Annotated in this window: 15 protein-coding genes and 1 pseudogene; 11 read left to right on the top strand and 5 right to left on the bottom strand. The window is 59.3% G+C overall.

What is annotated here, in order from left to right; all coding sequences use genetic code 11:
- Positions 1-40 precede the first annotated feature (40 nt).
- The 4 genes from gcvPB to E4P82_RS06465 all read left to right on the top strand — a co-directional run bounded on the left by gcvPB (position 41) and on the right by E4P82_RS06465 (position 5,909).
- Entirely contained in the window at positions 41-1,495 is a 1,455-nt protein-coding gene (gene gcvPB, locus E4P82_RS06480; RefSeq protein WP_169248127.1) for an aminomethyl-transferring glycine dehydrogenase subunit GcvPB, read from the top strand.
- A gap of 5 nt (positions 1,496-1,500) precedes the next feature.
- Complete coding sequence (locus tag E4P82_RS06475) at positions 1,501-1,863, top strand: diacylglycerol kinase (protein WP_169248126.1); 363 nt, start codon at positions 1,501-1,503, stop codon at positions 1,861-1,863.
- A 140-nt stretch (positions 1,864-2,003) separates the two neighbouring features.
- Complete coding sequence (locus E4P82_RS06470; protein ID WP_169248125.1) at positions 2,004-3,191, top strand: ATP-binding protein; 1,188 nt, start codon at positions 2,004-2,006, stop codon at positions 3,189-3,191.
- Positions 3,192-5,909, top strand: coding sequence for a tetratricopeptide repeat protein (locus tag E4P82_RS06465; protein ID WP_169248124.1), 2,718 nt, complete (start codon positions 3,192-3,194; stop codon positions 5,907-5,909). It abuts the gene before it with no gap.
- Here E4P82_RS06465 and E4P82_RS06460 read toward each other — a convergent pair.
- Positions 5,854-8,973, bottom strand: coding sequence for an efflux RND transporter permease subunit (locus E4P82_RS06460; RefSeq protein WP_169248123.1), 3,120 nt, complete (start codon positions 8,971-8,973; stop codon positions 5,854-5,856). The two genes, E4P82_RS06465 and E4P82_RS06460, sit on opposite strands and share 56 nt — an antisense overlap.
- A gap of 1 nt (position 8,974) precedes the next feature.
- Entirely contained in the window at positions 8,975-9,994 is a 1,020-nt protein-coding gene (locus tag E4P82_RS06455) for an efflux RND transporter periplasmic adaptor subunit (RefSeq protein WP_169248122.1), read from the bottom strand.
- 271 nt (positions 9,995-10,265) lie between these two features.
- On the opposite strand from E4P82_RS06455, the gene E4P82_RS06450 reads away from it, so the two are divergent.
- Complete coding sequence (locus E4P82_RS06450) at positions 10,266-13,004, top strand: ExeM/NucH family extracellular endonuclease (protein WP_169248121.1); 2,739 nt, start codon at positions 10,266-10,268, stop codon at positions 13,002-13,004.
- A 114-nt stretch (positions 13,005-13,118) separates the two neighbouring features.
- Here the strand turns inward: E4P82_RS06450 and E4P82_RS06445 are convergent, their stop codons facing one another.
- Positions 13,119-14,516 carry an MFS transporter gene (locus tag E4P82_RS06445; RefSeq protein WP_169248120.1) on the bottom strand — a complete coding sequence of 466 codons (1,398 nt, stop codon included), beginning with the start codon at positions 14,514-14,516 and terminating at the stop codon, positions 13,119-13,121.
- On the opposite strand from E4P82_RS06445, the gene E4P82_RS06440 reads away from it, so the two are divergent.
- From E4P82_RS06440 to E4P82_RS06415, 6 genes are all read left to right on the top strand, one after another.
- A complete protein-coding gene (locus E4P82_RS06440; protein WP_169248119.1) occupies positions 14,506-14,949 on the top strand; it encodes a hypothetical protein in 444 nt (147 codons plus the stop codon). The two genes, E4P82_RS06445 and E4P82_RS06440, sit on opposite strands and share 11 nt — an antisense overlap.
- Positions 14,950-15,043: 94 nt before the next feature.
- On the top strand, positions 15,044-15,274 hold the full coding sequence (locus E4P82_RS23095) for a colicin E3/pyocin S6 family cytotoxin (RefSeq protein ID WP_312914268.1): 231 nt from the start codon (positions 15,044-15,046) through the stop codon (positions 15,272-15,274).
- A complete protein-coding gene (locus E4P82_RS06430; protein WP_169247943.1) occupies positions 15,267-15,581 on the top strand; it encodes a hypothetical protein in 315 nt (104 codons plus the stop codon). Before E4P82_RS23095 ends, E4P82_RS06430 begins: the two co-directional genes overlap by 8 nt.
- On the top strand, positions 15,548-16,549 hold the full coding sequence (locus E4P82_RS06425) for an ImmA/IrrE family metallo-endopeptidase (protein WP_169248118.1): 1,002 nt from the start codon (positions 15,548-15,550) through the stop codon (positions 16,547-16,549). The genes E4P82_RS06430 and E4P82_RS06425 overlap by 34 nt, the downstream gene beginning before the upstream one ends.
- A 281-nt stretch (positions 16,550-16,830) precedes the next feature.
- A complete protein-coding gene (locus E4P82_RS06420) occupies positions 16,831-17,058 on the top strand; it encodes a hypothetical protein (RefSeq protein ID WP_169248117.1) in 228 nt (75 codons plus the stop codon).
- Between the two features lie 112 nt (positions 17,059-17,170).
- Entirely contained in the window at positions 17,171-18,787 is a 1,617-nt protein-coding gene (locus tag E4P82_RS06415) for an RNA-binding domain-containing protein (RefSeq protein WP_169248116.1), read from the top strand.
- A 204-nt stretch (positions 18,788-18,991) separates the two neighbouring features.
- Here the strand turns inward: E4P82_RS06415 and E4P82_RS06410 are convergent, their stop codons facing one another.
- Complete coding sequence (locus E4P82_RS06410; protein WP_169248115.1) at positions 18,992-19,246, bottom strand: hypothetical protein; 255 nt, start codon at positions 19,244-19,246, stop codon at positions 18,992-18,994.
- Between the two features lie 637 nt (positions 19,247-19,883).
- Positions 19,884-21,169: pseudogene (locus tag E4P82_RS06405) on the bottom strand (ammonium transporter).
- Positions 21,170-21,665 lie beyond the last annotated feature (496 nt).

Genomic DNA, 21,665 nt, shown 5'->3' with positions numbered 1-21,665 from the left:
AAAAAACCATGACGATTCCTCAAGCCCTGGTGTTCCCTTCATGCTGATCTTCGACCAGTCCCGTCCCGGCCGACAAGCGGTCATCCCCGCCATCGCGCCCGACGATGCCTTGTCCGACCTGCCCGCTTCCCTGCGCCGCCGCCGCGCCGCGCCGTTGCCGGAAGTCTCGGAACTCCAGGCGGTGCGCCATTACACCCGGCTGTCGCAGAAGAACTTCTCCATCGACACCCACTTCTATCCGCTGGGTTCCTGCACCATGAAATACAACCCGCGGGTCTGTCACCGGTTGGCCTCGCTGCCCGGTTTGCTGGCCCGCCATCCACTGGCGCCGGAAGGCATCAGCCAAGGTTTTCTGACCTGCCTGCACGAATTGCAGGAGATGCTGCGGGAAGTGACCGGCATGCAGGCGGTGTCGCTGACACCGATGGCGGGCGCTCAGGGTGAATTCGCCGGGATGGCGATGATCCGCGCCTATCACGTCTCTCGCGGCGATCACGCTCGTCGCGAGGTGCTGGTACCGGACGCCGCTCACGGCACCAATCCCGCCACCGCCATCATGTGCGGTTTCACGGTTCGGGAAATTCCCACCGACGCCGCCGGCGATGTGGATCTCACCGCCCTGCGCCAGGCGGTCGGCCCACAAACCGCCGGACTGATGCTGACCAATCCGTCAACTCTGGGCGTATTCGAGCGGAACATCGCCGAGATCGCCGCCATCGTCCACCAGGCCGGCGGTCTGCTGTACTACGATGGCGCCAATCTCAACGCCATTCTCGGCAAGGCCCGACCCGGCGACATGGGCTTCGACGTAATGCACATGAATCTGCACAAGACCTTCGCCACTCCGCACGGTGGCGGTGGTCCTGGCGCCGGTCCGGTCGCGGCCAACGCCCGCTTGGCGCCGTTCCTGCCGATTCCCATCGTCGGCAAGGAGAGCGAGCGCTATCGCTGGTTGAGTGAAACCGATCGCCCCCAGAGCATCGGTCGCTTGTCGGCGTTCATGGGCAACGCCGGAGTGATTCTGCGCGCCTACGTCTACGCCCGCTTGCTGGGCCGCGCCGGCATGGGCCGGGTCGCCGAATTCTCCACACTGAACGCCAATTATCTACTGGCGGAACTGATGAAGACCGGCTTCGACGCCGCATTCCCCCAACGACGGGCCAGCCACGAATTTATCATCACCCTCAAGCGGCAGGCCAAGACGCTGGGCGTAACGGCGATGGATTTCGCCAAGCGGTTGCTCGATCTCGGGTTTCATGCGCCAACCACCTACTTCCCGCTGCTGGTGCCGGAGTGCCTGTTGATCGAACCGACCGAGACCGAATGTAAGGAAGAACTGGACGGCTTCGTCGCCGCGATGCGCCAAATCCAGCAGGAAGCCGAGAGCAGTCCCGAGCAAGTCCAGGGTGCGCCCCACCACCGACCGGTGCGGCGTTTGGACGAGGTACGCGCCGCCCGCGACATGGATCTGGCCTGGCGGCCGGTCGAGTCCTGATCCCGATGGCCTTTCAAAATCACACGGGTTGGCGCCGGTTAATCAACGCCACCGGCTATTCCTGGGCTGGTCTGAAAGCAGCCTGGCGCAACGAAGAAGCGTTTCGTCAGGAAGGGTTTTTATGCGCGGTACTGACCCCGCTGGCCCTGTGGTTGGGGCACAGCCCGGTGGAGCGGTCGCTACTGATCGGCAGTCTGCTGCTGATCGTGATCGTCGAACTGCTGAACACTGGCATCGAGGCGGCGGTGGACCGCATCGGACCGGAACACCACGAGCTATCGGGTCGGGCCAAGGATATCGGCTCAGCGGCGGTGTTTGTGGCGCTGCTGAACGCCGCCGTGGTGTGGGTGCTGATCCTGCTCACGTAAAAGGCCACTTCCGCTCATAAAGGCGGAAGCACGCATCGCTGCAATCAAGAAACGCCATCAAGAATTTGTGTTGACATAAATTTAATTACGTCAATAATGACGTACGTCTATTTTGACGTAATTTCTGATGGGCGTATGCCATGAAAGCAAATCCTGGTGGGGCGGTTTCTCCTGAAAACGTCATGGGGCGAGACCACCTCATCGACCGCCTTTGGGCCACCCTGAAGCACCAAAGCCTGGTGTTGGTGGCCGAACGGCGTATGGGCAAGACCTGCATTATCAAAAAGATGGAGGCGCAACCACCAAACGGCATAACGATTCAGGTTCGAGATGTCGGTGGCGTCAGCACCCCTATCGAGTTCGTGGAACGAGTCGCCGAGGATGTGGAAAAACACCTTAAGCTGTTCCAGAAAACGGCAACCAAAACCAAAGAGCTCTGGGCCGCCTTGGGAGGCACCCAAATCCTCGGTGTAAAACTGCCCACAACTGCGGCTCCCCACTGGAAAGCACTGTTGGAACGGATTCTGGGCGATCTTGCCCAACACAGCGACCGACAAGTCATTTTATGCTGGGACGAGTTGCCCTGGATGTTGCAGAAGATCGCGCGTTCAGAAGGGGAAACGGTCGTCATGGACCTCCTGGATACGCTGCGTGGCCTGCGCCAAACCCACGCCAATCTGCGCATGATTTACACGGGCTCCATCGGCCTGCATCACGTCGTGACCGCCCTTCGCGAAGAGGGCTACGTCAATTCTCCGGTCAACGATATGCGCACGGTCGAAGTGCCGCCTCTGGATGATGGGCACGCCGAAGCCTTGGCCAAGGCGCTGATACAGGGAGAAGGGCTGACCAGCGGCACCCTGGATAAAACCGCCGCCATCATCGCAAGGCGCGTGGACGCTATCCCCTTCTATATCCATCATGTGGTCGCCGCCATGGCAGATCGAGGCCAAGCCGCGACACCCGAGATCGCGGAAACGATCGTCGCCGAGGCGCTTGCGAATGCCCAGGATTGGGATCTGGAACATTTTCGCAGCCGGCTGAGTAGCTATTACGGCGAGCGCGCCGAAGTGGTCCGGGCGCTGTTGGATCAGTTGGCCGAGACTGAACCGCTGATTCTCGACGAGTTGCACGAGCGGCTTAAAATCAATCTCTCCCGACTCGGCACAAACGCCCAGCGCATGGTCGAAGGCGACCGGGAAGCGCTCCGCACCCTGCTCAAACTCATGCAGCGGGATCATTATCTGCATCAGGATCAGGATGGCGGTTACCGGTTTCGCTTCAGTCTCATCCGTCGCTGGTGGCGTTTGGATCAAGGTCTCGCCTGAATGAACGCGCCCTACCATTCGACATTCACGCCCAGCCAAAGCGATCCCGAAACGCTGGAAGATCTGTTCGTGGCGCGGGAGAAACTCGCTCAGCGCATCCTGGATGGCATTCAGGAGAGCGCCACCGGCGCTAACAAGCACCAACGGCTCTTGATCGGTCCACGCGGCATCGGCAAGACCCATCTGGTGGCTTTGCTCCATCACCGAGTACGGCGCGATGCCGAACTGGACGACCGATTGCGGATTGCCTGGCTGCCGGAAGATCCGTACATCGCCGGCTATCACAACCTGTTGCTGCTGATTCTGCAAACCCTGCAACAGACTTACGCGCTGGAAACCCTGCGCCAGCGGCTGGAGGACGTGCTCGACCTGGAAGATGCCAACCAGGCCGAACCTCTGCTGGAGCAGTTGCTGGTTGAATTTGTCGGTGATAAGACGCTGCTGCTGATCGTCGAAAATCTGGATGATCTGCTGGCGAATCTCAAAGAAACGGGCCAGCGCAAGCTGCGCGCCTTTCTGCAAAATCACCCGATAACCACGCTTCTCGCCACCGCCACCAGCCTGAGCGAAGCGGTGGCCGAACGCGAAAACACCTTCCACGGCTTTTTCAAAATCCACACGCTCGACCCGTTCACCGTCGAGGATGCTGTGCGCCTGCTGACCCGCATGGCCCAGCGCGCGGGCAGTGACGATTTGGCCAATGCTCTCTGTAGTCCGATGGGTCGCGCCCGCGTCCGCGCCGTTCATTATCTGGCTGGGGGCAATCCACGCATCTATGTGGTCTTTTACGACTTTCTCACGCGGGAGTCCTTGGACGACCTGGTCCGGCCGTTCATGAAGCTGATCGATGAACTGACCCCTTATTACCAGGCGCGAATGGACCGGCTTGCGCCTTTACAGCGCAGCATCATCGATATCATGCGCCGGTTGCGCGGCGCGGTCACGATCAAGGAAATCGCCCGCCAGGCCATGAACACCTCCCAGACCATTTCCGCCCAACTAGGCAAACTCAAAGACCTGGGTTACGTGATTCAGGCCGCTGCCCTGGGACGTTCCAATTACTACGAGTTACGCGAGCCCTTGATGCGATTCTGTCTGGAAGTCAAGGAACAACGTGGCCGCACGGTGGAGCTGTTCGTACAGTTCTTGCGGGTCTGGTATTCGGCAACGGAACTGGCACGGTTGGCGCCTGATGGCGTCATCAGTCTCGAACAAACCCATTTGCGGGAAGCCATGCAGCGGGCGCAATCTGAGCTAGATCCGGTGTGCTCGATGCTGAAAACCGACTTCCAAACCTATTTGATCGCCGGTAACCATCAAGCCGCTCTGGAAGCGGCGGAACTGGCGATTCAGCGGGATAACGATGATAAGGAAAGTTGGTTTTGTAAGGCCCTGTGTCTGGAAAAACTGGACCATGATCTCGAAGAACAACTGGCCTGTTGGCGGCAGGTGACGGAGATTGATCCAGAGAATGGTCTTGCTTGGCTGAGTCAAGAAATCATTCTTAGTCAATTGGGGCGTTTTGAAGAAGCGCTGCTTGCCTCGGCCAAAGCGCTGGTGCTGAAAGCTGATAATTATTTTTTCAATATCAGTCATGCTTGGTCTCTCAAGCGAGTGGGACGTCATGCCGAGGCGCAAACATATTTTGATAAGGCCCCGGAACTAATAGGAGAACCGAAAACCGCCCATGCATGGATTCAAAGTGGGCTCGTCTGGGTAATGGATCGACCGGAGGAAGCCTTGCGTGCCTTCGGCAAGGCGCTGGAGTTGAATCCACGCGCTATCGATAGTTGGGGTTTTATTTGGGATTTATTTGAAGAACAGGGACGCTATCGACTCTGGCACCGGATGGCGGAGCAAATGACGGCTCTTTTGCCCGAAGAACCAATATTCTGGTTTTCATTCGGCATCGCCAACGCAGAACTGGGCCGATACGAAGCGGCGCTGACGGCTTACGATCGAGCGCTCAAGATCGATCCCGAGCTAAACAAAAAAGGGATACCTGCTGATCTTCACCGTACCGTAGTGTTAAGCAACCTTGGCCGCCACACTGCCGCCCTGGAGGTGCTGGAATCAACCCCGGCGCCTGCTTCTGAAATCATACAATTCCGGCACGACCTTGTTCATGCCGACACTCTGATGTGGCTGGACCGCTGGGAAGAGGGCTGCGCGGAACTGGACGATGTTTTGAATCGTTTTGCACCGGGTCTCTGGACAGGCTGGGATTTATATATCATTACCAAGCTCATCAGAGGCACGCAAAACCCGGCCATCTGGAAGCGCTTCATCTCGGTCTGGCTGGAATTGTTCGCACGCCACGAACGACTCACGAAACTGGGCCAAGGCTTGGTCTGGCGCATTCGTGCATTAACGCTGCCCTGGATCAGCGACTCGGTGGCCCGCGCCTGGCATGACACTTGGCAAGAGCTGGCCGGTGATCTCGAAGAAATGGCCCTACCCTTGCGGCTCCTCAAGGCCGGCGTGGACTACAAGGCGACCCGCAATCCCCAAGTCTTGCTGGCATTGGCTCAGGAGGAACGTCGGCTGCTGGAACCCTGGCTGATCAACCTGTTCAAGGAAGAACCCGATGAAATCGACCGCGAGATGGAAAATCTGCTGCATGTGGTGAAACAGCGGCTGACGCGAGCGGTGGACTCAGAACTTATGCCCCGCGCCGCCACCACCAACGCCGCCGACCCACCGGCCGCCGATGCATGAAGAACCGGTACAGCACCGGGATCACGAACAGCGTCAGCACGGTGGAAAAGGCCAGTCCCCAGACGATGCTGGCCGCCACTGGCCCCCACAACAGCGACTTCCCCGCCAGCCCGAACGCCAGCGAAAACAATCCCGCGATCGTGGTGCCGGTGGTCATCAGAATAGCGATCACCCGTCGGCGCGCGGCGTACAGCGTGGCGTGCAGGGTAGACATGCCGACGGCCCGGCGGGCGTTGGCGGCATCGATCAGCACGATGGCGGCGTTCACCGCGATGCCGGTCAGGGCAATGATCCCGTAAAGCGTATACAGCGACAAGGGATTGCCCGACACCAGCAGACCCAATGTCACGCCGGTGAAGGCCAGTGGTACCGTCACCAGGATCAGCAGCGGCTGAAAGTAGCTGCGAAACTGCGTCGCCAAAATCAAATAGATCAGCCCCACGCCGAGCAGAAACAACGGCCCCATCGCTTCCAGCGATTCGTTGATGTCGTCCAGCTCGCCGGAAAAATCGAGATTGGTGGCGGGGTAACGCGCTCGAATCTTTTCCCACTCCGCGCGCAACCGATTGTTCGCCGCCAAGGTATCGGTCGTCTCCTTGTCAAGATCGGCCTCCACGGTGATAGCGCGGCGCAGGTTCCAATGCCGGATCAGGCCAAGACTCTTGCGTTCCTCCGTCACCAGCAGCGCGGCCAGGGTCGTGGTCCCGCCACCGGGCAGGGCGATGGGATCGTCCAGCACCTCCCGCACGCGCGCTACCGTGCGCGGGGCCGCGCGAACCCGCAATTCCACCTTCTCGCCCCGGTCACGCAGATCGGCCACCACCTCGCCGTCCAGGTGCAACCGGACCAAACGGGCCACCGTGCCGGGGTCCAATCCGGCGTTGCGGGCAGCGTTCACGTCCACCCGCAGATTCAGCTCGTCGCGGCCCGGCGTGTCGTTGTCCGTCACGTCATGGGTACCGGGAATGTTCGCCACGATGGTCTTGACCGCGTCGGCGGCGGCGCGCAGCTCCGCGCGGTCGTCGGCGCGTACCTTGACGCTGATCGGCTTGGCGGTCGGCGGACCCCCGGACAGCTTGAGGAAGGAAATCGTCGCCCGGCCCGGCGTTTGAGTCACCGACTCGCGCATTTCCTCGATAATATCGTCCAGTCCGCGCACGCCCGGCGCGGCCGGATTGAGCGAAACCGCGATCTGGCCGTACTGGTCGCCATAGAGCGGTTCCATCTCAGTAAATTTGATGCCGGCCAGCGAGGTCACCGAGCGCGCCTCGCCGGCGCGCAGCCCGGCGCGTACCCGCTCTTCCACCTTCAGGGTCTGGCGCAGGGTTTCCTCGATGGGCGCATCCGGCGGCATGTCCACGTTCACGTAGTACAAGCGGATCGGGTCGAAGGCGAAGAATTGGAATTTCACCAGTCCGGCGCCCACCGCTGCCGCCGCGCCGAGGAACAACGCAAAGGCCAAACCCAGATACGTTTTCGGGTAGCGCATCACATGAATCAGCAGCCGGGTGTACTTGACCCGCAGCAAATGGGTCCACTTCTCGCGAAGTGCCTGTGTCCGCGAGCGGCGGCTGATGGCGCGTTCCCCCAGCGCCACGACATGCGCCGGCAACATCCAGAATGCCTCGATCAGACTGACCGTCAGCCCCACCGTCACCACGAAGGGGATCACGAACATGAACTTGCCGACGATGCCCGGCAGCAGCATCAATGGCAGGAACGCCGCGATCGTGGTGGACACCGCCGCCAGCACCGGCCAGCCCACCTCGCGTATGGAATCCAGCGCGGCGTCGAGCGCTTTCATCCCGCGTTCCATGCGGAAATACATGGCCTCCACCAGCACCACCGCATCGTCCACCAACATGCCGAGCACGATGACGATACCCAACAGCACCGAAACGTTGAGCGTCGAACCGACAGCGTTCAGCAGCACAAAGGCGCCGGCGACGGAAAACACCACGCCCAAGGCCACCATGGTGGCGATGCGCGAGCCGAGGAACAACCAGCACACGCCCAGCACCATCAATAAACCGATGGCCGCGTTATTCTGCATGATGCCCAGCGCCGAGCGAGTCGCCACGGTCTGGTCGTCGGCCAGCACCAGTTTCAGACCGCTCCCGGCCAATACCGCGTTCTTGCGATCGATGTAGTCGCGGATGTCGCCCACCAAGTCCAGGGTGTTGGTATAGCCGATCTTGCTCACCGATAGCATCACCCCCGGTCGGCCCGCCATGCTGGCGAGCTGGCGGGGGTCGTCGCGCCCGCGTCGTATCCTGGCCACGGCGTCCAGTGGCACCCGGGCGTCGGCCGCGCCCGGCGGTTGCAGGTAAAAATCGGCCAGCAATTCCGGGTCGGCGGTGGTGCCGTTCACCCGCACCAGCCACTCGCCGCCGCCGGTCTTGATCTTGCCGGCGAATACGTCGCGAAACCACAGCCGCAGCGCCTCGGCCAGATCGGCGGCGGTCAGCCCGCGCGCGGCCAGCGCCGGTGGGCTGAATTCCACCAGCAGTTCCGGGTCCTGAAAGCCCAACGCCAGCACCTGATCGATGCCGGGAATCTGTTCCAGATCTTCCTTGACCGTGCGCGCGGTGGAACGCAAGGTTTCATCATCGGCCTGACCGGTCAGCACCACCATGGCGGTGGGAAACCCATTGGAGCTGGTGATTTCGAGGATTTCCGGGTCCAGCGCCTCCACCGGCAGTTCGGCGTTGGCCTTGTTCTGGATTTCGCGACGCAGATCGTTGACCCGTTTGTCGAACACCCGCACCGGGATGTCGCGGAAACGCACCAGGATGTTGGAGACACCCTCACGCGAGGAACTGACCACGAACTTCACGTCCTGAACGTTGCGGATCGAATCTTCCAGCGGGTTGGTGACGCGCTTTTCCACATCCTCGGCGGAAGCACCGGGCAGAGCGGTGGAGATGTTCACCCAGTTGAAATTGATTTCGGGGTCCTGCTCGCGCGGCATGTGCGTGTAGGCGAGCAGCCCCATCAGGATCACCACCACGAAGGCGATGTTGGCCAGCGGATGGTTGGTGATCAGCGCCTGGAAAAAGCGCATGTCAGCGCGTTCCGTCGGTGATGGTCACGGCTTGGCCGTCGGTCAAGCCTTGCTGGCCGCGTACCACCATCGGGGTTTCAGGCGACAAGGCCATGGCGAAGGGTCGGCCTTCCTGGGCGGCGGGCGCCGGCAGGAAGCGAGCATGGCCGTTCTCGACCACGAACGCGCCCAAGGTTTGGTCACGCTTGACCAGCAGTTCGGGTGGCAGCAACACCCCCGGCGCGAGCCAACGCAAGGTACCGCTGCTGCCGGCCGGGGCAGCCGAATCGCTGAAAAGCAGCCGGGCGACACGGGTACGAGCCGCGACATCGACCACCGGCGACAATCGCAACAACCGGGCCGGGTAGGATTTACCCTGGCTTTCGAACACGATTTCAGTCGCTGCTGGGAGTTCATCGGCCTGGGCCGCCTGAATCTGAGCTTCGATCTCGGGCGGCGCTAAATCCACCAAGCGCAGTAGTGTCGTACCCGGTGCGGCGGTCGCGCCGACCTGCGCCTGACGCTCCAGTACCACGCCGGTGAACGGCGCCAGGATGCGGCATTTTTCCACATTACGAGCGGCCACCGCCCGCTGCGCCTGGGTCACGTCCAGATCGGCCTCGGCGGCTTGCACTCCGGTTTGCAGTTCCAGCACGGTATCGTCGGACACGAACTGTTTCTTGCGCAGCGACAGCGCCTGCCGTAGTCGCTGTTCGGCCAGCGCCACTCGCGCCCGCGCCGCCGAAACCTGGGCATCGGCTTGGGCCAACGCCAGCCGGTAATCGGTGGCGTCGAGCTCCAACAGCGGTTGCCCGGCCTTGACCGTGCCACCGACCTCGGCGTAAACCCGCGCCACCTTGGCCGTAACCTCGGCGGCGATCCGACTGTCGTTGGGGGCGATCACGCTGGCCGGCGCCGTGCCCCGATCGGGTATCGCCACTTCCCGCAAGGGTCGGACGCCAACCTCCACCGGCGCGACACCTTGGGCCAGCGCGATCGCGCAAAGGAGCAGGCCGAAGATTGACAGGGAAAGTCGTGACATGGAGAGGCATTCCAAGATGGCGACGAATGGCGAATTTTGCGGGGAACGGCAAGAACACTCAATCCAGAAATGTGATGCGGGATCGAAAGTGGCTCGTCCCCAATCCAATTTCCTGGATATTGGAACCACGCCGCACCTGCCCCGCAACCACTCGTCCAATCCGACGAGAATTCATATTAACTTTTTTATTTTTAAATAAAAAATGTCAGAAAATTATCATACTGTGCCTCCTTTCGTTGCAAGCCCCTAGCCCACCGAAGGGAGATATGTCATGTCCGTGCGCATCTGGACCGGAATCGGTCTGACTTTGCTCGCTCCGAGCGTATTGGCCGCCAGTTCGGTCTTCATCAGCGAATTCCACTACGACAACGCGAGTACCGATACCGGCGAATTCATCGAGGTGACCGGACCGGCCGGAACCGACCTGACCGGTTGGAGCCTGGTTCTGTATAACGGCAATGGCGGTGCGGCATACGACACCGCTTCGTTAAGCGGGGTGATTCCCGATCAGTGCAGCGGTTCTGGCACGGTCGCGGTCGATTATCCCAGCAACGGCATTCAAAACGGTGCGCCGGATGGCATCGCCCTGGTCGATGCCAGCGGTGCCGTGGTGCAGTTCTTGAGTTACGAGGGCACATTCACGGCGGTCGGCGGTCCCGCCGATGGGCTGACCAGCACCGATATCGGTGTCAATGAAGGTGGTAGCGATCCGATCGGTCTGTCGCTGCAACTGACCGACAGCGGTTGGCAAGCCCCGGCGGCCAATACCAAGGGCGCTTGCAACACCGGTGGCACTCCGCCTCCGCCCGTCGCCTGTAATTTATCAGCCACGCCGATCGGTTTGATTCAAGGCAGCGGCGCGGCCTTCGACCCGGCTCATGGCGGCCAGCAGACGGTTCGCGGCGTGGTGGTGGGCGATTACGAAGGCTCTTCGCCGAACCTACAGGGTTTCTACCTGCAAAACCTGCCTGCGGATGCCGACGGCGACCCAGCCACTTCGGATGCGATCTTCGTTTATAACGGCGCCAGCGATTCGGTGAGTTTGGGCGAGATCGTGCAAGTCACCGGTACCGTCTCCGAATATCAGGATCAGACCCAGCTTTCCAACCCGGTGATCGCCAATTGCGACGCCACCGGCTCGGTCGATCCCGTCGATATCGACATGCCGTTTGCCAGCGCCGACGCGCTGGAGCGTTTCGAAGGCATGTTGGTGCGGTTTCCGCAGACGCTGTTCGTGACCGAACACTACCAATTGGGGCGCTTCGGCCAGGTGGTAATGAGCGCGGGCGACCGCTTGCCGCAACCGACGAATATCGCCTTACCCGGTTCCGATGCCGCCGCCGTGCAAGCGACGAACGATCTGAATCGCATCATCGTCGACGACGATTCGAACGGACAAAATCCCGACCCGATCCGGTTTGGTCGGGGCGGCAATCCGCTCAGCGCCGCCAACACCTTGCGCGGTGGCGACACGGCGACCGGCTTGGTCGGCGTGATGACCTATACCTGGGCCGGCAACAGCGCCAGCGGCAATGCCTACCGGCTGCGTCCGGTCGGCGCCTTGGGTGGCGGCGTGCCGAATTTTCAGCCCGTCGATCCGCGCCCGGCGGCGGTACCCAGCGTGGGCGGTTCGCTCAAGGTGGCGAGCTTCAATGTGCTCAATTACTTTGTGACGCTCGATTACGCAAGCGGCGATCCGCTGGACAATGCCTGCGGTCCCTCGCGGGATCAGGAATGTCGCGGCGCGGATTCGACCACCGAATTCGAGCGTCAGCGCGCCAAGCTGATCGCCGCGCTGACCAAACTCGATGCCGACGTGGCGGGTTTGATCGAGTTGGAAAACACGGACGGTGCCGAGCCGTTGGCGGATATCGTCGATGGCTTGAACGCCCAGGTCGGCACCGGTACCTATGCCTATATCGACACCGGTACGATCGGCGGCGACGCGATCAAGGTAGGCTTGATCTATAAACCCGGCGTGGTCGTGCCGGTCGGGATCTACAAGATCCTCGACAGCGGCGAGGACGGTCGTTTCATCGATACCAAAAACCGCCCGGCGTTGGCTCAAACCTTCCAGCAAACCGCCACCGGCGGAAAATTGACCGTCGTGGTCAATCATCTCAAATCCAAGGGCTCCGACTGCAACGATGTCGGCGACCCGGATTTGGGCGACGGTCAGGGCAACTGTAATGTCACCCGCACTCAAGCGGCGCTGGCGCTGATCGACTGGTTGAACAGCGATCCGACCGGTAGCGGCGATCCTGATCTCCTGATCCTCGGCGATTTGAACGCCTATGCCAAGGAAGATCCGGTTCGGGTGCTCGAAGATGCCGGCTATGTCGATCTGGCGCCCAAATTTCTTGGCGCCGATGCCTACTCCTACGTGTTCGATGGCCAATGGGGTTCGCTCGATCACGCGCTGGCCTCGGCGAGTCTGAGCGCACAGGTCACCGGCACGGCGGAGTATCACATCAACGCCGACGAACCGAGCGTGCTCGACTACAATACCGAGTTCAAGAGCACCAGCCAGCAGACCAGTCTGTATGCCGCCGACGAGTTCCGCGTCTCGGATCACGATCCGGTCGTGGTGGGTCTGAATCTGGAGACGGCATCGGCGGTGCCCGTCGCCTTCGGTGGCTTCGGCGTCGATCAGCTCAGAATCAACCTACGCCTCAAGACACTGTTCCTGGTGTCTCATTTCACCTTGGGCGGCGAGAGCGACGGCATCGACCCCACGACGGAGCCGGTTACGTTGACGGTGGCCGGCTATACGGCGACGATTCCGGCGGGCACGTTCCGCAAGGGACGGTTGGGCGTTTATAGCTATGTTGGCAAGATCGACGACGTCTGGATCGAGGCGTTGATTACACCCTTGGGCGGCAATCGCTTCGGGTTCCAAGCCGCCGCTTACGGCACCAACCTGGCCGGAACCACGAATCCGGTGACGGTGGAACTCGCGATCGGCAACGATGGCGGCAAGAGTTCGATCGACAACGCCGTCATCCGATAAAACCTTCCATCCATCACACCAAGCGCGGTGAAGCCGGTCCGGCTTCCCGCGCTTGGCCGCGATTCGGTTTCGTCTCGGACCCAGCGCCCGCTCGACTGTACCGGATGGCTCAATTCAAGGTGGAGTTTCCCCGATGGGCACATTCAGACGATCCAATGCGTGGGATCGTCTCCCGCGCATCCACACCGCCACGACAGCGGCAAACAGCGAGCAAGCCAGCGCGCCATATCCCAGCAGCCACGGTAGGGAGGCATGGAATATCGCGATCTCGCTTTCAGGTGAAACCGCTTCTTCGCGCAACACCGCCAGCAATCCCGCATACAGCAAGCCGAGCGCGCCGTAACCGAGATTGAAGGTCAAACCCTTGAAGCTCAGCACCGTCGCGCGTTGAGTGGAATCGGTGATCGCGTTGAGATAGTGGCTAACTAGGAAAGAGGTCAGCAGCATCGCCACATGGAGCAATACGACCGGTAGCAAACCCAAGCCGAACGGTAACGCCAATGCCGCACCGGCCAAGCCCAGCAGGCATAACAGCGTCAGCAGCACGAAGTTGAAACGCGGCGAGCGTCGGCCCAATGCCGCGGCTGGTCGGGCGATGGCGACGCCCAGTAAGGCGATCCCGGCGCCGATCAAGCCGAAACTGGCGTCCGGTAAACCGATCAGCCGGAAATAGGTGCTGTTCAGCGTCACGAACAATCGGCAGAGATGATCGAACAACATGCCCCCGACGATGACCGTCAAGGCCAGTGGCGTGTTCAGAATCCAGCGGCCGGCGTTCAGCGTCAGGCGAAAGGCGGCCAGGATGGCTTGGAGCAAGCCGTTCTTCCGTTCGGGCCGCTCGCCCGGCTCCGTCATCCCCAGTGTCGCCCACCACGCGCCGAGCGCGGTGATTAGGGTCAGATACAGCGGAAAACGCATCGTGGTTTGTTGATCGAGCGTCAGATCCCAGCCGAGTCCCCGCAGCAATTCTTGTAAGGTCGCGGCGTCGTAGACCAGCGCACCGAGCGCCAGCGCCGCGACGAAGGCCAACGAATTCCAGCGCATCAGCGTGGCCAGCACGCGCGGCCAATCCGCCGCCCGACCGCACGCTTTCAGGCTATCGTAGGCCAGCGCCTCGTCGGCGCCGCTGGCCAATGCCTCGGCCAGACCGCTGAGCAAGCGGTTGAGCAAAAACACCGCGAACACCAGTTGCGGATTGCCCAACGGGACGAAGCAAAGCAGCGCGATCTCGACGACCATGAGCGCGCCGGCCGCCACCAGCAGCGCGCGCCGACCGAGTGCGTCCGCCAGGGCGCCGGACGGCACTTCGCAGAGGACGATGGCCCCCGCCCAGATCGCATTCAATACGGTGAACTGGCCGATGCTCAAGCCGAAATCGAGAAACAGCACCGCGAACACGGGGTAGTAGAAACGGACTCCGAACAGTAGCCGAAAAGCCAAAAATCGACGGATGTTCGGGATGGCAAAGATCGTGACGGGCGGGGTGGTTGGCGGATCGCCGATGGCGTTCATGATCTTCCTTCATGCGGCCCGAGGACCGATGAACTATAGCAATCCTGTTGGGATAGTCGATCGCTTGGGCAACCGCCATCCAAGGAAAGCGACCGAATCAGCAATATGGCTCTCTACTCAGTCGGTGAAGAAGATATCCACTCGCAATGCAGCGGTGGCAGCGCTTCGACTCGATCCAAGAACCCCGCTAACCCCATGTATTGCCGATATCTTGGAGGCGGCGAACCGTGTTGCGCCGGCAATCCCAAGCATCGAACCGAAGCTCCCTTCTCCGTTCCCTTCGCTTCGAACTTTCGGAAAAGAGATTGGGGAAGTGCAAGAACACGAAAACGCACTAACAGGGCGGGGGGGGAGCAACTTGGAGATTTCAACTTATGCTTATCAAGGCGTAGGGATCAAGGTGGGGATTGGAAAACGCGCTTCCTTTGTCTAAAATTTAGACAATTTTCTCGGTTTGCAGGGTGCCGTTTAAATTGGCCGAGGGGAGACATATGGAATTTTATATTATAAAATTAACGGCTTAAATAGTGCCTATTCCAATCCCAAGACCCTCATTTCTCGATTCCTGCGAGCTTTTAGGTGCCTTTAATGGTGAAAGAAGGTGGCGATCCAAAGACGGAGATCGGTTGTATACCTGGGACTCATTGCACGGTGAAATTGAGGTTTTCAACAAACGTGGAAAGCATCTTGGTGTAATAGATGCAATACACGGCAGACTGATCAAAGAACCCGTGAGAGGAAGAAAGATCGATGTCTAACTTTGTCGAACTTTGCCTACAAGGCGAGTGCCTGCCTGAGGAGATTGACAATTACGTCGATACTTGGCACGAACACGAATCCGATGTGCCACTGCACAAATTCTTGGGCATGACAAGAGAAGAGTACAGCTTATGGGTTACTGAACCTAGTGCACTCTATTTTATCTTGGATGCTCACCGTACTGGTAGAGATGCAGTTGAACTAATTAGAGATTTCAACGCATTGCCAATAGCGGCGCGCGCTGAGTCCACCAACAAGGCACAACAGCTGGTATGCTGGCTCCAGAGCAACGGATTGTGGGAATAGTCCTGACAGTACCCGCCAAGTTCGCTAAGCGGCTCGCTGAGGTATATAAGCTTACACCGCCTGTTGACGTTCGTTCATTACTCAGGCAGTACGCCGATGTTGTCGATGCTGTGATCTCGATCAATGGAGTTGACGGCGTTTGCCTCAATCTAAAGGTTCCTGGCAAGAGAGCGAGAGTAGTAATCAACTCCTCGAATCATCGACTACGGCGGAGATTTACTGAAGCCCACGAGCTAGGTCACATCGTCATTCCCTGGCATTGGGGAACGATAGTTGATCACCTTGATCCCAACCATATCGAAGCCAAGGGCGAATACTGGGTTCACGAGGACGAAGCGAATCAGTTTGCCGCAGAGATCTTGATGCCGTCAGGTTGGCTATCTCGTCTGCTGACCTCGACCCAAGACCTCAGCGAGTGTCATGTGCGTCTATGTCATGACTGCGAAGTATCGGCACAGGCAGCAGCGAAACGGTTGAGTTCACAGCTCCCACCTAACATTATCTTCGTGTCCGAACGAGGTGGCATGGTCGAGTTCTCTGGGCGCACTTCGGGAACACTGGCTAGTGCACCCATCTGGGGGGTACCATTCGAGCCTTCTATATTTCATTATGCTGATCTTCATCAAGTCTCGGTTTTCGGACACCGTCGCTTGCACTGGTGGACGTTACCACACGAAATCAAATGCTCTACAACTGATTTGCGCCCGTGGCGAGAAGTACTTGATGCAATCACCGCAGATCTAGATGTGCCATTGGAGAAGCGCAAGCGCTTCAAGATGTCTGTAAACGGAGTACTGTCGTTAGCGAATAGCACGGTGAAACGAGAGGGTACACATACAGCCGAAGCCGTCGTCGCTGCCTGCTTACAGCGCTTCAACGGTAGAGATGATCTCTTCGGGATTGCCAATCACCCGAATTTCATGGACTTCGTGATCAAACGTGCAGAAGAGCTAACCAAGCCAAAGTAGGTTGGGTGAAGTACGCACTACCCCAACCACCTAGACTCCAAGCTTCCAACACTCCCGCTTCCCTGACCCTCTCGCTCAAGCTCTTCCAATTCACTCTGTCTCGCCAGGAAATTTCATCATAAATTCAGGTTGTTGCAGCAAGGTACGAAGCTGAAAGAGTCTTGAGCGCGTGGCGCGCTCATCGGGAAACGATTCCTTTATTGCCCGCTTCCCGGAGTAGGAGGTGAACTGGCCTTGGGACATCCTCCACCCGGCTGTTGCTGGGCCGCCCGGTGGCGGGAATGCTGCCGAACCTTGATCCCGATGGCGCCAACACCCTGTTTTGGAACTTCGCTTTGACAAGCGCCCTGTTTCTGGCGAGGCAGGCTGGAATGGCAACAGCGGCCACAGCGCCAGACTTTGATTTCCTCTTCCTCGGAGCGGTGTTTTGGGCAGTGCTGAGGCATACACATCGGGATAAACTCGTCAGGTCGAAAGGGTCGATCGCCATGCGTCAATCCGATGATTGAACGAAAGGCGGCGCATCCACCAGAATTCTACTGCAGGTCGCGTTCGATCGATCCTGAAAAAAAAGTTGCTCCACCCATTTTGTTGCCATCGTTTATGGACCCGCCAACCACCATGTGGACCTCCTCAATCCAACGCCGCAAACCGCCCCGCCTCGGTCCGCGCAAGCGTCTGCTCCGCGACCTGCTGCTGCTGCTCGTTCTGACCATCGGGAGTGTGCTGGTCGCCGTGTTCTTTGCCGGCGAATCGCTGCGCGACAAGCTGGCCCAGGAACAATTGCAGGCACTGGCCCAGAAAACCAGCAACGACCTGACCGGCTTTCTGCAAATCCCGGAAAACAGCCTACGCATAGCCCAGGGCTGGGGTGCGGCGGGCGCCCTGAATCTGGACGACGCGGCGGCCCTGGTCGACCGCTTCATTCCGGTCCTGGAAAATTTGCCCCGAATATCCGCTCTGGTGCTGGGCGATTCGGACGGACGGTCTTTCTACCTGGCCCGGAAGGACAAGGCGTGGCTCTCCCGCAGTGTGGACGCCCAGGGAAACGCGGTCTGGCGACGCTGGAGCGGTCCCGGTGTGCAAATCGAGGAACGCCGGGGACAGGAAGACTACGATCCGCGCTCCCGAGCCTGGTTCAAGGGCGCTCTGGCAATGACGGATGCCAGTGGCGTCTTCTGGACCCACCCCTATCTGTTTTTCACCGAACGCACGTCCGGCATCACCGGTGCCGTGCGCTTCCAACGTTCGGACGAACCCGGCCGCAATTACGTGCTGGGACTGGACTTACCGCTGGGTAACGTCCTCGGCGCGCTGGCGGGATTGAAAGTGAGTTTAGGCGGCGCGGCGTTCATCACCGAAGCCAACGGCGCCGTGCTGTTGCCGCCGGCCATGGACGAGAACACGAGTTCCGCCTTCCCGGTCAGCCTATCGCCCGAGCAGTTGGACGCCGGACCGGTGTTCGCCGCGGCAAAGGCTTGGCTGGCGGCCGGCCGCCCGGCGCGGCAACCGCTGACCTACCCGAGCGGCGGCGGCAACTGGTGGGCCTGGCTGCAACCGCTGAGTAATCCGGACAAGGGGTTGTGGCTGGGCATCGCGGTGCCCGAACTGGATTTTCTCGGTGCCCTGCAAGGCGGCTGGACGCTGGTGCTCACGGTGGGAACGCTGGCGCTGGCCGCCGGTTTGCTCGTAACCCTGCTGCTCACCCGCCACTACGGCCGCCAATTCAAGGCGCTGCCCTCCCTGACCGACCATCCGGCCGAATTCGAGGAAAAGGTACTGGCCCTGATCCGCTACGGCGAAAGCCCGAATCTGGAATTCAAATCCACGCTGCGCACCAACCTCAAGACCGGCAAGGCGGGCAAGGAAATCGAACTGGCCTGGCTCAAGAGCGTGGTGGGCTTTCTCAACACCGACGGCGGCGTGCTGCTGATCGGTGTCAACGACGGCGGCGAGGTGGTTGGCATCGCGGCGGACCAGTTCGAAAATGACGACAAGTGCCTACTGCACTTCAAGAACCTGATCAACCAGCACATCGGCGCCGAATTTAGCAAGTATCTCCATGCCGAAATCCGCCCCGTCGCCGGCAAGACGCTGGTGGCGGTGGTCTGCGAAAAGGCCAGGGAACCGGCGTTTCTGATCGTCGGCGGCGGCAACGAGGAATTTCATATCCGCAGCGGGCCGTCGAGCATCAAGCTCACGCCTCGGCAGATGTTGCAGTATCTCAGCGCACACTGAATGGGGCGGGTCCGAGTTGCGTTTCACTCCGCATGGCCGTGGCTTTACCTACGCAAGGCGATGCCGAAAACCGTTCCCAATGCGGCCGGATCGCGCTCAAGCCGCGTGCTCAGGACCAGATGATGACCTTCGGCGGTGGTTTCCGCAGTCGCGGGCTATCGCGCATAGCCTCCCATTTCAGATGGCGACGTGGAATTCCACCGTTTAGAGCAGTCGCCGTACCGGAAACGATGAGTTGGTCGCCATTTTTTCGACGGTCAACACAGCATTGTGGAGCATGTGGTCGGCCTTGATCGGTCCTTCGTATTCACACAGAGCAACATAAGCGAGATTGACGATACGGGTCAGCACGGATTCCGCGATCGATACGGAAATAGTGTTCTGTTGCTGGTTGAGCCAAGCGCGTAGGGCTGTTTGAACCGCCTCGGGTTGGCGCAAGGTTCCTAGATTGTTCAGCATATAGAGGCGGACCCCGCCGCTTTTTTTCCGGGGACAGACCGCGCATGAGCGTGTCCACGAGCAACATGCAAGTCCAGGTGGCATCCTGTTGGGGCACGCGGCTTGATTGCGCCACCTTGACAGGAAGTTCGGCATTTAGTTGAGAGGCACGCACGGGTGACGAGGATGAAAGATTGGTCAGAGTCTGAATCAGTGCTTGTAGTACCTTGCCACGTTGTACTTGCAACGCCGTGCTATCGCATAGCTCGTTGACAAACCGTGTCAGACCGAAAATCGGCTCATTGGAGTATTTCTCTTCCCAGATTTGCAGGGCGAGGAGCAGTCGTTCACCGTCAAGAAAAGGCATCAATCCTTGCTCAACGGCGATCCTTTTTTTCTTCGAATCTTAGGGTTTCGAACTTCATACCAATTTCTCGGAAAGTATTTGCATGTCCAGTCGTCGAGATGGTGATATCGAACTGGAACTTGCGCTTAGCCTGCCTCCAGGGAATGGCAATTCGTCTTCGTGGCTTGAGCGAATCCCGAACAACGATCGGGCACGCGGGCTCGGTTGCGCCACGCACAGATGAGATCGTGTGACAAACCCCTCCCCAAGCTCTTCATCGGCGGCGAAAATCGCCCAAGATGACGAGCAACCCTAACGGTTTAAACTATCCGGGTTAAAGGCATGCAGTTGTTGAAACTCGGGATAGCCAATTTCGTTATGCTCGGTCAAATCGAGGCCGCGCTGCTCATGGATCGCGTTGGAACGGATACCCATTATGCGAGCGAGTAGCAGATAGGTGATCGAAGCGGTGCCGAATCCCCAGATGAAAGCGGTTGCGATACCAATGGCCTGGATCATGATGCGGTATGTATTGAACAGGTCTCCGCTGTAAAACAGCCCAGCCGCCAGCGTTCCCCAGACACCGCAGAATGCATGAACGGAAACGGCGTCCACCACGTCATCCAGGCGCATCCTCGTCAAGATGGCGGGTCCTATCGTCGCGATGATGCCAGCGACAGCGCCAGTGAGCACCGGCGTAGGGGGGGGTCCATCGTGGCGCAACCAGCGGTGATGGCCACCAATCCACCGATGCTGGCGTTGACGGTCGCCGTCATCAGGATGGGCCGACCCAGGAACATGCTGAGCAATGCGGCGCTGGTGGCGCTGGCGCAAGCGCCCAGATGGGTATTGATCAAGATTTTGCCAATGCTGACGTCGGCCGCGAGCGTAGAACCGCCATTGAATCCAATCCAGCCGAACCAGAGAATGAACCCCCCCAATACGACCAGGCTCAAATTATGTCCAGGAACGGGGCGTAGTTCCCCGTTCGGGCCAAACCGTCCTAAACGCGGTCCTAGAACCATGATCCCGGCCAAGGCGCACCACCCGCCGATGGAATGCACGACGGTCGATCCAGCGAAATCGACGAAGCCCAATGCCTTGAGCCAGCCATCGCCACCACCGTAACCACCCCAGGCCCAGCTACCGAAAATCGGGTAAATCAGCCCGGAAATGACACAAGCACCAATGAGATAGGCGCTGAAATGGACGCGTTCCGCCATTGCCCCGGAGACGATGGTCGTGGCGGTCGCGGCGAACATCATCTGAAACAGCATGAAAGTCCAATCCCAAGGGGATGCGCTGGACAAGGCGAAATGGCTGGTGCCAAACCAACCGCTGGGATTGTTGCCGAACATGAGGCCGAAACCGACCAACCAGAAGAGGATGCCACCCACGCAGACATCCATGTAGTTTTTCATCAACACGTTGACGGCATTCTTGCTGCGCGCCATGCCACCTTCGAGCAAGGCGAATCCCGCCTGCATGAAGAAAACCAATCCCGCGCTGATGGCTAACCAGATGGTATCGACGGCGGATTGGGAAGCGGTGGTATCGGCGGCCAGCGCCGGCGAACTGATCAAGACGCAGACGAGCAGCCAGCGCCAACGGTGCGTGAGCCATAAGGACAGCACGGACGACCCCCTTGGTAACAAGACGAATTCGTTGAAATTTCTAACAAACGGATTGGGTAATTACCGTTGCAATACGATGAATAGTTTTAGGAGAGGATATGCAAGCTTCAAACCAATGGGATTGTGGCCGTGCGATTGCGAAAGACCCAAAGCATGGGAGCAACACGCAAGAGATTAAAAAAAGTCAGCAAAAACTCAAGCGTCCTTAGCAAATTGCAATACGGAAAAAGTTATCTTGCCTTGTGTGGAAGGCATGGGACGCCCCGAACAGCAAAATAATTATTTTTTGTATGAGTTATGGTTTATTAAAGCCGCACCAGAAAAGAGCAATGACTTTAGGTGAGCGCTTTATTTTAGTGCTTTCGTCTCGAATATTAAGCAAAACTCCGCATCGTCATGATGCGGAGTTTTGCTTATAATCAATATAGGCGCGTGAAGATGTTCCAAGGTTGTGACCCAT

This window comes from Candidatus Competibacter phosphatis (assembly GCF_012939995.1).
GTDB lineage: Bacteria > Pseudomonadota > Gammaproteobacteria > Competibacterales > Competibacteraceae > Competibacter > Competibacter phosphatis.
The sequence above is the reverse complement of the archived record's forward strand: the minus strand, read 5'-3'. Positions and strand labels throughout refer to the sequence as shown.

Coding starts and splice junctions, on each gene's coding strand:
- gcvPB (WP_169248127.1), top strand. CDS start 41: ATGCTGATCTTCGACCAGTCCCGTCCCGGCCGACAAGCGGTCATCCCC.
- E4P82_RS06475 (WP_169248126.1), top strand. CDS start 1,501: ATGGCCTTTCAAAATCACACGGGTTGGCGCCGGTTAATCAACGCCACC.
- E4P82_RS06470 (WP_169248125.1), top strand. CDS start 2,004: ATGAAAGCAAATCCTGGTGGGGCGGTTTCTCCTGAAAACGTCATGGGG.
- E4P82_RS06465 (WP_169248124.1), top strand. CDS start 3,192: ATGAACGCGCCCTACCATTCGACATTCACGCCCAGCCAAAGCGATCCC.
- E4P82_RS06460 (WP_169248123.1), bottom strand. CDS start 8,973: ATGCGCTTTTTCCAGGCGCTGATCACCAACCATCCGCTGGCCAACATC.
- E4P82_RS06455 (WP_169248122.1), bottom strand. CDS start 9,994: ATGTCACGACTTTCCCTGTCAATCTTCGGCCTGCTCCTTTGCGCGATC.
- E4P82_RS06450 (WP_169248121.1), top strand. CDS start 10,266: ATGTCCGTGCGCATCTGGACCGGAATCGGTCTGACTTTGCTCGCTCCG.
- E4P82_RS06440 (WP_169248119.1), top strand. CDS start 14,506: ATGGCGTTCATGATCTTCCTTCATGCGGCCCGAGGACCGATGAACTAT.
- E4P82_RS06445 (WP_169248120.1), bottom strand. CDS start 14,516: ATGAACGCCATCGGCGATCCGCCAACCACCCCGCCCGTCACGATCTTT.
- E4P82_RS06430 (WP_169247943.1), top strand. CDS start 15,267: ATGTCTAACTTTGTCGAACTTTGCCTACAAGGCGAGTGCCTGCCTGAG.
- E4P82_RS06425 (WP_169248118.1), top strand. CDS start 15,548: ATGCTGGCTCCAGAGCAACGGATTGTGGGAATAGTCCTGACAGTACCC.
- E4P82_RS06420 (WP_169248117.1), top strand. CDS start 16,831: ATGCTGCCGAACCTTGATCCCGATGGCGCCAACACCCTGTTTTGGAAC.
- E4P82_RS06415 (WP_169248116.1), top strand. CDS start 17,171: ATGTGGACCTCCTCAATCCAACGCCGCAAACCGCCCCGCCTCGGTCCG.
- E4P82_RS06410 (WP_169248115.1), bottom strand. CDS start 19,246: ATGCTGAACAATCTAGGAACCTTGCGCCAACCCGAGGCGGTTCAAACA.